At 67.3% G+C, this 12,864-nt stretch carries 12 protein-coding genes; 6 read left to right on the top strand and 6 right to left on the bottom strand.

Annotated features, from left to right (window positions below):
- Positions 1-97 precede the first annotated feature (97 nt).
- A complete protein-coding gene (trxB, locus tag WS92_RS24265; protein ID WP_059934113.1) occupies positions 98-1,060 on the top strand; it encodes a thioredoxin-disulfide reductase in 963 nt (320 codons plus the stop codon).
- Positions 1,061-1,236: 176 nt separating this feature from the next.
- Positions 1,237-1,974, top strand: a complete 738-nt coding sequence (locus WS92_RS24270) for a Smr/MutS family protein (protein WP_006025596.1) — start codon at positions 1,237-1,239, stop codon at positions 1,972-1,974.
- A 203-nt stretch (positions 1,975-2,177) separates the two neighbouring features.
- On the opposite strand, the gene ugpC is transcribed toward WS92_RS24270, so the two are convergent.
- The 4 genes from ugpC to WS92_RS24290 all read right to left on the bottom strand — a co-directional run bounded on the left by ugpC (position 2,178) and on the right by WS92_RS24290 (position 6,573).
- Positions 2,178-3,296 (bottom strand): ABC transporter ATP-binding protein, encoded by a 1,119-nt coding sequence (gene ugpC / locus WS92_RS24275; protein WP_009913321.1) that lies wholly within the window; start codon positions 3,294-3,296, stop codon positions 2,178-2,180.
- Between the two features lie 100 nt (positions 3,297-3,396).
- Positions 3,397-4,254 carry a carbohydrate ABC transporter permease gene (locus WS92_RS24280; protein ID WP_009913322.1) on the bottom strand — a complete coding sequence of 286 codons (858 nt, stop codon included), beginning with the start codon at positions 4,252-4,254 and terminating at the stop codon, positions 3,397-3,399.
- Positions 4,244-5,182 (bottom strand): carbohydrate ABC transporter permease, encoded by a 939-nt coding sequence (locus tag WS92_RS24285; RefSeq protein WP_006025593.1) that lies wholly within the window; start codon positions 5,180-5,182, stop codon positions 4,244-4,246. The genes WS92_RS24280 and WS92_RS24285 overlap by 11 nt, the downstream gene beginning before the upstream one ends.
- Positions 5,183-5,325: 143 nt before the next feature.
- Positions 5,326-6,573 (bottom strand): ABC transporter substrate-binding protein, encoded by a 1,248-nt coding sequence (locus WS92_RS24290; protein WP_009913323.1) that lies wholly within the window; start codon positions 6,571-6,573, stop codon positions 5,326-5,328.
- 458 nt (positions 6,574-7,031) lie between these two features.
- On the opposite strand from WS92_RS24290, the gene zwf reads away from it, so the two are divergent.
- From zwf to WS92_RS24305, 3 genes are all read left to right on the top strand, one after another.
- The gene (gene zwf, locus WS92_RS24295; protein ID WP_006025591.1) at positions 7,032-8,501 is read left to right on the top strand and encodes a glucose-6-phosphate dehydrogenase; all 1,470 of its coding nucleotides are present in this window, start codon (positions 7,032-7,034) and stop codon (positions 8,499-8,501) included.
- A gap of 90 nt (positions 8,502-8,591) precedes the next feature.
- On the top strand, positions 8,592-9,272 hold the full coding sequence (pgl, locus tag WS92_RS24300; protein ID WP_015600696.1) for a 6-phosphogluconolactonase: 681 nt from the start codon (positions 8,592-8,594) through the stop codon (positions 9,270-9,272).
- Positions 9,250-11,169 carry a bifunctional transcriptional regulator/glucokinase gene (locus tag WS92_RS24305; protein ID WP_015602046.1) on the top strand — a complete coding sequence of 640 codons (1,920 nt, stop codon included), beginning with the start codon at positions 9,250-9,252 and terminating at the stop codon, positions 11,167-11,169. Before pgl ends, WS92_RS24305 begins: the two co-directional genes overlap by 23 nt.
- 123 nt (positions 11,170-11,292) lie before the next feature.
- Here the strand turns inward: WS92_RS24305 and WS92_RS24310 are convergent, their stop codons facing one another.
- Both WS92_RS24310 and WS92_RS35965 read right to left on the bottom strand, forming a co-directional pair.
- Complete coding sequence (locus WS92_RS24310) at positions 11,293-11,523, bottom strand: hypothetical protein (protein ID WP_009913328.1); 231 nt, start codon at positions 11,521-11,523, stop codon at positions 11,293-11,295.
- 131 nt (positions 11,524-11,654) lie between these two features.
- On the bottom strand, positions 11,655-12,035 hold the full coding sequence (locus WS92_RS35965) for a hypothetical protein (protein WP_171845238.1): 381 nt from the start codon (positions 12,033-12,035) through the stop codon (positions 11,655-11,657).
- Here WS92_RS35965 and WS92_RS24315 point away from each other — a divergent pair.
- The gene (locus WS92_RS24315) at positions 12,010-12,810 is read left to right on the top strand and encodes a transporter substrate-binding domain-containing protein (protein ID WP_006025588.1); all 801 of its coding nucleotides are present in this window, start codon (positions 12,010-12,012) and stop codon (positions 12,808-12,810) included. The two genes, WS92_RS35965 and WS92_RS24315, sit on opposite strands and share 26 nt — an antisense overlap.
- Positions 12,811-12,864: the final 54 nt, after the last annotated feature.

The raw sequence follows: 12,864 nt of genomic DNA on the forward strand, positions 1-12,864 counted from the left end.
ATGCGGGCTTTGCACCCATCTGCGACGGTATCCCGCTCGCAACGGGCCGCCCGGCAGCATCGTCCGCCCGGCCGGCCGCTTTTTACGGATCCTGCTCATGTCCACGCCCAAACACGCGAAAGTCCTGATTCTCGGTTCCGGCCCCGCCGGCTACACGGCGGCCGTCTACGCGGCCCGCGCGAACCTGTCGCCCCTCCTGATCACGGGCATCGCGCAAGGCGGCCAACTGATGACGACGACCGACGTCGAGAATTGGCCGGCCGACGCGGACGGCGTGCAGGGCCCCGAGCTGATGCAGCGCTTTCTCGCGCACGCGCAGCGCTTCAACACCGAGATCGTGTTCGACCACATCCACACGGCGAAGCTGCACGAGAAGCCGATCCGCCTCGTCGGCGACGCGGGCGAATACACGTGCGACTCGCTCGTCATCGCGACGGGCGCGTCCGCGCAATACCTCGGCCTGCCGTCGGAAGAGGCGTTCATGGGCCGCGGCGTGTCGGCGTGCGCGACCTGCGACGGCTTCTTCTATCGCGGCCAGAACGTCGCGGTGGTCGGCGGCGGCAACACGGCCGTCGAGGAAGCGCTCTACCTGACGGGCATCGCGAAGAAGGTCACGGTGATCCACCGCCGCGACAAGTTCCGCGCGGAGCCGATCCTCGTCGATCGTCTCCTCGAAAAGGAAAAGGAAGGCGCCGTCGAGATCAAGTGGAACCATGTGCTCGACGAGGTGACGGGCGACGATTCGGGCGTCTCGGGCGTGCGCATCAAGCACGTGGCGACGGGCGCGACCGAGGACGTCGCGGTGCAGGGCCTCTTCATCGCGATCGGCCACAAGCCGAACACCGACATCTTCAAGGGCCAGCTCGAGATGAAGGACGGCTACATCATCACGAACAGCGGCCTGTCGGGCAACGCGACGGGCACGAGCGTGCCGGGCGTGTTCGCGGCGGGCGACGTGCAGGATCACGTCTACCGCCAGGCGATCACGAGCGCGGGCACGGGCTGCATGGCGGCGCTCGACGCGCAGCGCTATCTCGAAAGCCTGCACGACCACAAGTAAGAAGCGGCGCGGGCGCTACAATGGCGTCGCCGCGCGCCGCCTGACGGGTCTGACTGACGGGTCTGACTGACGGGTCTGACACACCGCAGCCGCTGTGCCCCGCGCAGCGGCTTTTTCACGTCCGTCGGGCCGAACCGCAGCGTCGGCGCGCCCGCCCTTTTCGTATCCGATTCATCATGGCGAAGAACCAGCCTCATCCGAGCGACCCCGCGAAGCGGCAAGCCGCCGCCCGCGAGCCGGCGCCCGCGCCCGCAAGCCCGCCTCCCGCGCCCGCCGCGCTGCGCGGCCAGGGCCTCGCCGGGCTCGACGCGCTGCGCGCCACCCTCGCCGGCGAATCCGAGCGTCGCACGCGCGAAGCGGTGCAGGCGAAGCAGGCGGCCCGTCAGGCCAACGCCGACGCCGACCTCTTTCGCCGCGAGATCGGCGCGATCACGCCGCTCGCGGCGCCGCCGCGCGCCGCGGGCGGCCGCCCGGCGCCCGCGCCCGTGCCGAAGCACACGCAGCAGGACGAGGAGGCGGTGCTGTCCGAGACCTTGTCCGACGAATTCGATCCCGAGACGCTGCTCGATACCGACGAGACGCTGTACTACCACCGCCCCGGCGTGAGCCGCGACGTCGTGCGCAAGCTCAGAAGCGGCGCATGGATCGTCCAGGCGCAGCTCGATCTGCACGGAATGCGGCGCGACGAGGCGCGCGAGGCGCTCGCCGAATTCATCCGCGAATCGGGCAAGAAAGGCCTGCGCTGCCTGCGCGTGATCCACGGCAAGGGGCTCGGCTCGATCGGCAAGGAGCCGGTGCTCAAGGGCAAGGTGCGCGCGTGGCTCGTGCAGAAGGACGAGGTGATCGCGTTCTGTCAGGCGCGCGGCCATGACGGCGGGGCGGGCGCCGTGCTCGTGCTGCTGCAGCCGGCCTAGCCTCAACTCGCACGCGACACGAGACGCAAAAAGGGCGGCGCACGAAGGCGGCCGCCCTTTTCCCTCCTTGATTCCACCATCGTCCGGATCGCCCGAATCATCCCGGTCGATCGCCGTGTCCGCGCGCGCCGAATGGCGACGTCACGCCCGCGCGAGCCGCGCCGCGATCCAGCGCCGCCGCCCGCGCGCGTGATCGCGCGCGATCACGCGATGCGCGCCTCCGTCGACGGATCGAACAGCACCGCCTTCGACACATCGAACAACAGCGACAGCTTCTGCTGCGGCTGCGGGTTCGCGGCCGGATGCACGCGGCTCACGATCCGCTTGCCGTTGACCTGCGCGAACACATGCGTATCGGGGCCCGTCGGCTCGGTCACGTCGACCGTCACGTCGACGGGCTGCAGGCGCGAGCTCTCGCCGTTGTGCGCGCTCCTCGCGTCGGTGATCCGCTCCGGCCGCAGGCCGAGGATCACGTCGCGGCCGACGTGGCCGTTCATCCGCTTCGCGTCGAACGGCAGGTTCAGCACGCCGCGCATCGCGCCCGTGTCGAGCTCGATGCCGACGCCGCTGCCCTGCTCGACGAGCTTGCCGTTGATGAAGTTCATCGGCGGCGCGCCGATGAAGCCCGCGACGAACAGGTTCGACGGCGAATCGTAGATGTCCTGCGGCGCGCCGAACTGCTGGACGACGCCGTCCTTCATCACCGCGATCCGGTCGCCCAGCGTCATCGCCTCGATCTGGTCGTGCGTCACGTAGACGATCGTCGTGCCGAGGCGCTGATGCAACAGCTTGATCTCGGCGCGCATCTCGATGCGCAGCTTCGCGTCGAGGTTGGAGAGCGGCTCGTCGAACAGGAAGAGCGCCGGGTCGCGCGCGAGCGCGCGGCCCATCGCGACGCGCTGCCGCTGGCCGCCCGAGAGCTGCCCCGGCTTGCGATCGAGCAGGTGCTCGATCTGCAGCATCGCGGCGACGCGCTCGACGATGCTCTTCTGCTCGTTCTTCGGCACCTTGCGGATGTTCAGGCCGAACGAGATGTTCTCGCGCACCGTCATCGACGGATAGAGCGCGTACGACTGGAACACCATCGCGATGTCGCGATCCTTCGGCGACAGATCGTTGACGACCTTCTCGCCGATCCGGATCTCGCCCTTCGTCACGGTCTCGAGGCCCGCGATCATGTTGAGAAGCGTCGATTTCCCGCAGCCCGAACCGCCGACGAGAATCAGGAACTGACCGTCCTCGATGTCGATGTCGACGCCCTTCAGGACGGGCACGCCGTTCGGGTAGGTCTTGTACACGTCACGGATGGAAAGGCTTGCCATGCTGTGAATCCTCTGTCTCATTGCGGCGCGCGTGCGCCGCGTCATGTCTCGTATCGTTGCGCCGCGCGCGGCGCCCGTGTTCGCGTCGTGCGCGCCGCGCTCACCCCTTGACCGCGCCCGCCGTCAGGCCGCGCACGAAGTAGCGGCCGGCGATCACGTAGACGACGAGCGTCGGCAGCGCGGCGATGATCGCGCCCGCCATGTCGACGTTGTACTCCTTCACGCCCGTCGACGTGTTCACGAGGTTGTTCAGCGCGACCGTGATCGGCATCGAATCGACGCCGGAGAACACGATCCCGAACAGGAAGTCGTTCCAGATCTGCGTGAACTGCCAGATCAGGCACACCATGAAGATCGGCAGCGACACCGGCAGCAGGATCTTCGTGAAGATCGTGAAGAAGCCCGCGCCGTCGATGCGCGCCGCCTTCACGAGCTCGGCCGGCACGCTCACGTAGAAGTTGCGGAAGAACATCGTCGTGAACGCGATCCCGTACACGACGTGCACGAACACGAGGCCGGGAATCGTGTTGGCCATCCCGAAGTAGCCCTGCAGGCGCGCCATCGGCAGCAGGATCACCTGGAACGGGATGAAGCAGCCGACGAGCAGCATCGTGAAGAGCGCATCCGCGCCGCGAAAGCGCCAGTGCGTGAGCACGTAGCCGTTGAACGCGCCGATCAGCGACGAGATCAGCACGGCCGGGATCACCATCTTGATCGAGTTGAAGAAGAACGGCTTCATTCCGTCGCAGCGCACGCCGGTGCACGCCTCGCCCCATGCCTTCACCCACGGCGCGACCGTCCAGCTCGACGGCGGCGTCAGCAGGTTGCCCGTGCGCAACTGGTCGAGATCCTTGAACGACGTCGACAGCATCACGTAGATCGGGAACAGGAAGTACAGCGCGAACAGGATCAGCGCCGCGTAAATGACCGCCCGACTGAGTGTCATCTTAGGCTGCATTGCGGGTGCTCCTCGATTCCAGATACATGAGCGGCACGAGCACCGCGACGACGGTGGCGAGCATCATCACCGACGACGCCGCGCCGACGCCGAGCTGCCCGCGGTTGAACGAATACGTGTACATGAACATCGCGGGCAGCGACGACGACGTGCCCGGCCCGCCCGCCGTCAGCGCGACGACGAGGTCGAAGGTCTTGATCGTGATGTGGCAGAGGATCAGCAGCACCGAGAAGAACACCGGGCGCATGCTCGGGATCACGATCTTGCGGTAGATCGTGGGCAGCGTCGCGCCGTCGACCTGCGCGGCCTTGAAGATCTCGCTGTCGACGCCGCGCAGGCCGGCGAGGAAGAGCGCCATCACGAAGCCCGTCGATTGCCAGACGGCCGCGATCACGACGCAGAAGATCGCCTTGTCCGGATCGTCGAGCCAGCCGAACGAGAAGTTCGTGAAGCCCCAGTCGTGCATCACCTTCTCGAGGCCGAGGCCCGGGTTCAGTATCCACTGCCACGCGGTGCCCGTGACGATGAACGACAGCGCCATCGGATACAGGAACACCGCGCGCAGCGCGCCTTCGTTGCGGATCTTCTGATCGAGCAGGATTGCAAGGAAGAGGCCCAGCGCGACGCAGATCGCGATGAACGGGATGCCGAACCAGCCGAGGTTCGCGGCCGACGTCCACCAGACGTCGTTCTGGAACAAGTCGGAATAGCGGCCGAAGCCGTCGAACTCGTAGTTCGGCAGCAGCCGGGAATTCGTCAGCGACAGATAGCTGGTGACGACGATGAAGCCGTAGATGAAAACCAAGGCGATCGCGATGCTGGGCGCGAGCACCAGTTTCGGAATCCAGCGGTCGGCGAACGCCGACAGCGGCGACGTGCGGTGCGCGTCAGCCGCGCTGGTTCCGTTTCCGCTAAGAGGGGCAGCCACGTATTTCGACTCCTGGAACGAGGCCGCCGCGCGCGGGCGCGAAGCCGGCGCGGGCGGCGGGTACGGCGCGGGCCGGCTCGCGGCCCGTTTGCTGCGCCTGCGGCACGAAGCGCCCGGCGCAGCCGTGCGTTACGCGCCGTGCGTTACTTCACCTTCGCGGCGCGCGCGAGCGCGGCAACCGCGCTCTTCGCATCCTGCTGAGAGTTCATGAACTTCGTCACGACGTCGGAGATCGCGCCCGCCGTCGCGTCGCCCTGCGCCATGCCGTGCGCGAGCGACGGCACGTAGCCGTTCGACTTGATCGCCGTCTGTTCATCAGCGTAGGACTTCTTCGCGCAATCGTCGAACTTGTCCATCTTCACGCCGAGGCGCACCGGGATCGAGCCCTTCAGCAAGCTGAACTGCTCCTGGAACGCGGGCGTCATGATCGTCTTCGCGAGCGCGATCTGGCCGGGCGTCGCCGCCTTCTGGCCCTTCTGCTGGAAGAACACGAACGAGTCGACGTTGAACGTGTACGCATTCGCCGTGCCCGGCACCGCCGCGCAGATGTAGTCCTTGCCCGGCTTCTTGCCGGCCGCCTCGAACTCGCCCTTCGCCCAGTCGCCCATGAACTGCATGCCCGCGCGGCCGTTGATGACCATCGCCGTGGCCAGGTTCCAGTCGCGGCCGTTGCGGCCCGAATCGAAGTAGCCCTGGATCTTGCGGACCGTGTTGAACACGTCGAGCATCTTGTCCGACGTGAGCGTCTTCTGGTCGAGGTCGACGAGCGCCTTCCTGTAGAAGTCGGCGCCTTGCGACAGCACGACATCTTCCCACAGCGTCAGGTCCTGCCACGGCTGGCCGCCCATCGCGACCGGCTGGATGCCCGCCGCCTTCAGCTTGTCGGCGATCTGGAAGAATTCGGGCCACGTCGCGGGCGGCTTCGCGCCGATCTTGTCGAGCGCGGCCTTGTTGATGTAGAGCCAGTTCACGCGATGCACCGAGAACGGCGCCGCGACGGTGTTGCCCTTGTACTTGATGATCTTGTCGATCTCGGGCGGCAGGTTCTGCTTCCAGTCGCCCGCGGCGGAGTCGATGTTCACGAGCACGCCCTGGTCCGCCCACTCCTGGATGAGGGGGCCCTTGATCTGCGCGGCCGACGGCGCGTCGCCGCTGATGACCTTCGTCTTCAGCGCGGTCATCGCCGCGGCGCCCGCGCCGCCCGCGACCGCGAAGTCCTTCCAGACGTAGCCCTGCTTCTGCAGGTCGTCCTTCAGCACGCCGACCGCCTTCGATTCGCCGCCCGACGTCCACCAGTGCAGCACCGTGACGTTCTCTGCCGCTTGCGCCGCGGCAGCGCCGAACAGCAGGCCTGCGGCGCCGAGCGCGCCCATGATCGCGCGAATTTTCATCAGTTATCTCCTCCAGATTTGGATCGATTCGTCAGGCTTTCGACTGCGCGGATGCGCGAAAGCCGGCTTTGCTACGGAACGACACGGGAAATCGAGCCGCGAACGACGCATGATCGATGCGTTCGGGCCGATGCCGGCCGCGGGCTCAGGAACTGAGTGACTCGAGATTCAACGACCGTCTCCTCTTTGGGCTATCCGGTTCCGCCGCCGCATGGCTCGAACCCGGGGCAGCGACGCGCGCGAACATGCGCTTCATCAATGTCCGATAACATTTGCCGCGTGCGGCTCACACGCCGCACGGCCCGCCCGAAGTTCGCGCCTCTTCATGCCGTGCGCTTCTTTTCTTCGTTCGGGTGCTACCCCTTGCGGCGGATTGTAGTTAAACTACAATTCAGTGTCAAAAATATTTTTATCGCACTACGGCCCGCGTCGCGGGCATCCCCAAACGGCGGAGACACATGCATACCGATTCGAGCTTCACCTTCGTTCTCTTCGGCGGCACCGGCGATCTGTCGATGCGCAAGATCCTCCCCGCGCTCTTCGAGGCGCATCGCGCGAACATGCTGTCGGAAGCCGGCAGGATCGTTGCCGTGGCCCGCCATGCGGCGGACCGCGACGGCTACCTGCAGTGGGTCGAAGAGCACGTGAAGCCGCACGCGGCGAAGGCGGCGGGCGGCGCGTTCGACGAAGCGGTCTGGCGAAGCTTCCTCGAGCGCATCGTCTACGTGAAGCTCGACCTCGGCCGCGCGGAAGACTACGCGCTGCTGCGCGACACGGTCGGCCAGCTCTCGGGCATCCGCGTGTTCTATCTCGCGACGGGCCCGTCGCTCTTCGTGCCGATCTGCAAGGCGCTCGCCGCCGTGGGCCTGAACGAGGGCGCGCGGATCGTGCTCGAGAAGCCGCTCGGCTACGACCTGCGCTCGTCGAACGCGATCAACGACGCGGTGGGCGAGATCTTCGCCGAAGACCAGATCTACCGGATCGACCATTACCTCGGGAAGGAGCCGGTGCAGAACCTGCTCGCGCTGCGCTTCGGCAATGCGCTGTTCGAGCCGCTGTGGCGCCGCGAATGGGTCGAGAGCATCCAGATCACGATCGCCGAGGAGCTCGGCGTCGAGGCGCGCGGCGATTTCTACGACAATACCGGCGCGCTGCGCGACATGGTGCAGAACCACCTGCTGCAACTCCTGTCGATCGTCGCGATGGAGCCGCCGCACTCGATGGATTCCGATTCGGTGCGCGACGAGAAGCTGCGCGTGCTGCGCGCGCTGAAGCCCGTCGAGCCGCGCGACATCGGCAAGGTCGCGGTGCGCGGCCAGTACCACGCGGGCGTGATCAAGGGCGCGCAGGTGCCCGCGTACGCGACCGAGCCCGGCGTGAAGGCGGACAGCCAGACCGAGACGTTCGTCGCGCTGAAGGTCGAGATCGAGAACTGGCGCTGGGCCGGCGTGCCGTTCTTCCTGCGCACCGGCAAGCGCCTCGCCGACCGCGTCGCGGAGATCGTCGTCAACTTCCGCCCGGTGCCGCACTCGGCGCTCGGGCCGACCGCGCTGCGCGCGGGCGCGAACCGCCTCGTGATCCGGCTGCAGCCGAACGAATCGATTCGCCTGTACTGCCTCGCGAAGCAGCCTGGCGAAGGGATGAATCTGGCGAGCGTGCACCTCGACCTCGCGTTCGACCAGTTCTTCAAGGAAGGCCAGATGGAGGCGTACCAGCGCCTGCTGCTCGACGTGATCAACGGCCGCCTCGCCCTCTTCGTGCGGCGCGACGAGCAGGAAGCCGCATGGCGCTGGGTCGAGCCGATCCTGAACGAATGGGCGCGCTCGCTGAAGCCGCCGAAGCCGTATGCAGCCGGCACGTGGGGGCCGGCCGCGGCGAGCGCGATGCTCGCGCAGCACGGCACCTGCTGGCTCGAAGAAGAAAACTGATGCAACGCGGCGCGCGGGCGGCTTCGTCCGCGCGCCGCCCGATGTCCCCATCGAATTCAATCCATTCAATAAAGGCAGTCTGGAGGAGAAGTGATCGAGGTTCACGCTTTCGAAACCCCGCGCGCGCAAACCGAAGCGCTCGCGCAAGCGGTCGGCGAAGCGCTCGCGGCTTCGCTCGCGCAACGCGCGCGCGCGACGCTCGCGGTGTCGGGCGGCACGAGCCCGCGGCCGTTCCTGCAAACGCTGTCGGGCGCCGCGCTCGACTGGCCGCGGATCGACGTGACGCTCGTCGACGACCGCTGGGTGCCCGACACCGACGACGCAAGCAACGCGAAGCTCGTGCGCGAGACGCTGCTGCAGAACACGGCCGCGCACGCGCGCTTCGCGCCGCTCGTCGACATGCGCGAGTCGCTCGACGCGCAAGTCGCCGCGCTCAACCAGAGCCCCGCGCACCCGCTGCCCGACGTCGCCGTGCTCGGCATGGGCGAGGACGGCCACACCGCGTCGATCTTCGCGGACGCGCCCGAATGGGACCACGCGATCGCGACGACCGAGCGCTTCGTCGGCGTCCACCCTGGCGCCGCGCCCCATGCGCGCGTGAGCCTGTCGCTCAGCGCGCTCAAGCGCATCGATCGGCTGTTCCTGCTGATCGCGGGAAGCCGCAAGCGCGCGGTGCTCGAGGCGGCCGCGGCCGCGTCGCAGAAGAACGCGATTTCGCAACTGGCCAACCACAACGGGACGAAGCTCGATGTCTACTGGTGCGCAAACTAAGGCCGCTGCGGCGAGCCAGCATGCGGACGGGCCGCGCCTATTGGCCGACGTCGGCGGCACGAACGCGCGCTTCGCGCTCGAGACGGGTCCGGGCGAAATCTCGCAGATCCGCGTGTACCCCGGCGCCGAGTATCCGACGCTCACCGACGCGATCCGCAGGTATCTGAAGGACGCGAAGATCGGCCGCGTGAATCACGCGGCGATCGCGATCGCGAATCCCGTCGACGGCGATCAGGTCCGGATGACGAATCACAACTGGAGCTTCTCGATCGAGGCGACGCGCCGCGCGCTCGGCTTCGACACGCTGCTCGTCGTCAACGATTTCACCGCGCTCGCGATGGCGCTGCCCGGCCTGACCGACGCGCAGCGCGTGCAGATCGGCGGCGGCGCGCGCCGGCAGAACAGCGTGATCGGCCTGATGGGGCCGGGCACGGGGCTCGGCGTGTCGGGCCTCATCCCCGCCGACGACCGCTGGATCGCGCTCGGCAGCGAAGGCGGCCACGCGACGTTCGCGCCGATGGACGAGCGCGAGGATCTCGTGCTGCAGTACGCGCGCCGCAAGTACCCGCACGTGTCGTTCGAGCGCGTGTGCGCGGGCCCGGGCATGGAAATCATCTATCGCGCGCTTGCCGCGCGCGACAAGAAGCGGATCGCCGCGAACGTCGACACGGCCGACATCGTCGAGCGCGCGCACGCGGGCGACGCGCTCGCGCTCGAAGCGGTCGAGTGCTTCTGCGGGATTCTCGGCACGTTCGCCGGCAACCTCGCGGTCACGCTCGGCGCGTTGGGCGGCATCTACATCGGCGGCGGCGTCGTGCCGAAGCTGGGCGAGCTGTTCATGCGCTCGTCGTTTCGCGCGCGCTTCGAGGCGAAGGGCCGCTTCGACGCGTATCTCGCAAACATCCCGACTTACCTGATCACAGCCGAGTATCCGGCGTTCCTCGGCGTATCGGCGATCCTCGCGGAGCAGTTGTCGAACCGCACGGGCGGCGCGTCGTCGGCCGTGTTCGAGCGGATCCGCCAGATGCGCGACGCGCTGACGCCCGCCGAGCGGCGCGTCGCCGATCTCGCGCTCAATCATCCGCGCTCGATCATCAACGATCCGATCGTCGACATCGCGCGCAAGGCCGACGTGAGCCAGCCGACCGTGATCCGCTTCTGCCGCTCGCTCGGCTGCCAGGGGCTGTCGGACTTCAAGCTGAAGCTCGCCACCGGCTTGACGGGCACGATCCCGATGAGCCACAGCCAGGTGCATCTCGGCGATACGGCCACCGACTTCGGCGCGAAGGTGCTCGACAACACGGTGTCGGCGATCCTTCAGTTGCGCGAGCACCTGAACTTCGAGCACGTCGAGCAGGCGATCGACATCCTGAACAACGCGCGGCGCATCGAGTTCTACGGGCTCGGCAATTCGAACATCGTCGCGCAGGACGCGCACTACAAGTTCTTCCGCTTCGGCATCCCGACGATCGCTTACGGCGACCTGTACATGCAGGCGGCGTCGGCCGCGCTGCTCGGCAAGGGCGACGTGATCGTCGCGGTGTCGAAGTCGGGACGCGCGCCGGAGCTTCTGCGCGTGCTCGACGTCGCGATGCAGGCGGGCGCGAAGGTGATCGCGATCACGTCGAGCAACACGCCGCTCGCCAAGCGCGCGACGGTCGCGCTCGAGACCGATCACATCGAGATGCGCGAGTCGCAGTTGTCGATGATCTCGCGGATCCTGCATCTCGTGATGATCGACATCCTCGCGGTCGGCGTCGCGATCCGCCGCGCCGCGCCGAACGCCGAGCTCGCGGAGGCGATGGCGCGCGCGAAAGCGCGCGCGGGCGCGGGCGACGAGGCCGCCGACGTGCTCGACTGGCTGAGCCACGGCGCGGCGCCCGCGGCGAAAGACTGACGCGCGTTGCGCGTCGCGGCTTGCAGCCATGCCGGAGCCTTCGCGCTCCGGTTTTTTTATCCAGTGAATTTCCGGCACGCGACACTAGCCGCGCGGCATCCGACCTGACGGGCGCCGCAGCCCTCACCATTGCGCCGGTTCAAGCGTGCGCTCGAACGCAGCCTCGAGCAGCGCGGTTTCGTCGTCGTCAAGCGTCAGCTCGAGCGCGGCGAACGCGTCGGCCGCCTCGTGCCGCTGCTGACCCGGCACGTCACCTGCCGTTACGGGCTCTACCTGTGCATGCCGCAGCGAACGCACGTACCGCGACGAAGCCGCCTGCTCATGGACTTCCTGGCCGCCCGGCTCGGCGAACATCCGGACATCGCGCCGATACGTTTTGATCAGGGCACAAGTGATGCCGATTGGCGAACCCGTTCGATCGCCGATGAACCGTTAGCGTCCGAATAGCGTTTGCCTCGGCCCGATGATCCGTTTTCGAGGATGTTTCAAAAAGAGCAAGCGCGGCTGACCGGAACGTCGCCGCCGGCACACGGCACAAGTCGCAATGATTCATCGCTTACGAGACCCGCGACGACGCGGCGCCGCCCCGATCGCACCGGTTGCGCAACCCGCGCAAACGATAGAAAAACTTTCCACGCGGCGCTGTAAATCCGTACTTCTTTGGAAACATTTTCCATTTTGGCGAAATTAAGCTTGCCGTCAATCGTCACGCATTTGCAGCGTGCCGAACGGCGCCCGCGCCGCGCGCATGCCGCAAGATCGGCGTTCGCGGCGAGCGCCGTCGACATGACGATGCGGTCTCGAAATCGCTCGCTCGGTTTTCCCCCACGGAGATCAAAGATGAAGGCATTCAAACCGATGTTCACGTCAACACTCGTCGCCGCGCTGCTCGGCATCGCAACCGCGTCCGCGCACGCGGCCGATCTGCTCGACAACGTCAGGCAGGCCGGCGTGCTGAAGATCGCGCTCGAAGGCACCTACCCTCCGTTCGACTACCGCAACGGCGACGGCCAGCTCGAAGGCTTCGACGTCGACGTCGCGAAGGAAGTCGCCGCGCGGCTCGGCGTGAAGCCGCAATTCGTCACGACCGAGTGGAGCGGGATTCTCGCCGGCCTGCAGGCGGGCAAGTTCGACGTGATCGTCAACCAGGTCGGCATCACGCCCGCGCGCAAGCAGGCGCTCGACTTCAGCCAGCCGTACGTGTACTCGGCCGCGCAACTGATCCAGCGCGCGGACGACAAGCACGATTACGGCGCGCCGGGCGCGTTGCAGGGCAAGCGGATCGGCGTCACGCTCGGCACCAACTTCGCCGATCTCGCGAAGACGCTGCAAGGCGTCGACGTGAAGACCTATCCGGGCGCGCCGGAGAAGCTGCGCGACGTCGCCGCGGGCCGCATCGACGTCAGCATGGACGACCGGCTGATGCTGCCGTATCTGATCAAGAACGCGCACATGCCGCTGCGGCCCGGCGCGACGATCAAGGGCGGCGAGACACAGATGGGCATTCCGTTCCGCAAGGGCAATCCGAAGTTCGCGAAGGCGATCGACGACGCGCTCGCGTCGATGCGCGCGGACGGCACGCTCAAGAAGATCTCCGTGCACTGGTTCGGCGTCGACACGTCGACCCCGACCGCGCAATGACCGGCCGCGCGCCGCCCGAACGCGCCGCGCGCGCCGGCGCGCATGCCGCCGACG

Source organism: Burkholderia sp. MSMB1588 (genome assembly GCF_001546925.1).
GTDB lineage: Bacteria > Pseudomonadota > Gammaproteobacteria > Burkholderiales > Burkholderiaceae > Burkholderia > Burkholderia humptydooensis.